The organism is Bradyrhizobium uaiense (genome assembly GCF_010811875.1).
GTDB classification, from domain to species: domain Bacteria; phylum Pseudomonadota; class Alphaproteobacteria; order Rhizobiales; family Xanthobacteraceae; genus Bradyrhizobium; species Bradyrhizobium uaiense.
In genome coordinates, this window is sequence record NZ_VKHP01000528.1 from 1 (window position 1) to 868 (window position 868).

At 61.2% G+C, this 868-nt stretch carries 1 protein-coding gene; it reads right to left on the minus strand.

The annotated features are described in order from the left end of the window. Positions 1-288 precede the first annotated feature (288 nt). The coding region (locus tag FNJ47_RS46275) for an ABC transporter permease (RefSeq protein ID WP_163163467.1) at positions 289-868 on the minus strand (580 nt) is incomplete at its 5' end.

Here is an 868-nt window from a genome sequence, read left to right on the forward strand (position 1 = left end):
TCCGGCGCGAACAGATACACCAGCAGGCTGATGGCGCCGAGCATGACGGCGGTGCCGATCAGCACCTTGACGCGCAGCAGCTCGGTGGTCATCACCTCGCGCATCAGGGCATGGTGGAAATCGGCGGATACGGTCGTGTCAGCCGCGGCGTTTTCCTTGTCTGAAAATTCCGTCAATAGCTAACCCCTGTCATTCCGGGGCGCGAAGCGAACCCGGAATCTCGAGATTCCGGGTTCGATGCTTCGCATCGCCCCGGAATGGCGTTCAGTCGTCGCATCGATACTAGCCTCAATCCAGCGTGCGGCGGAAGCGCGTCACGGCGATGGTCATGGCGAACAGCATCAACGCGACCAGCGCGATGGTGTCGTATTGCAGGTTTTGCATCGCCGCGCCCTTCAGCATGATGGCGCGGACGATGCGGATGAAATGGGTCAGCGGCAGGCCCTCGCCGATATATTGCGCCCAGACCGGCATGCCCGCGAACGGAAACATGAAGCCGGAGAGCAGGATGCTCGGCAGGAAGAACATCATCGAGAGCTGCATGGCCTGCAGCTGGTTCTGCACGATGGTCGAGAACGTATAGCCGATCGACAGGTTGGTGGTGATGAACAGGGTGGTCAGCAGCCCCAGCAATGTGAGGCTGCCGAGCACCGGCACGCCGAACAGCAACACGCCGATCCCGATGATCAGCCCGGCCTGGATGAAGCCGACCATCACATATGGGATGATCTTGCCGAACATCACCTCGACCGGCTTGATCGGCATCGACAGCAGGCTTTCCATGGTGCCGCGCTCGATCTCCCGCGTGACCGACAGCGCGGTGAAGATCAGCATGGTCATGGTCAGAATGGTCCCGACCAGGCCGGGC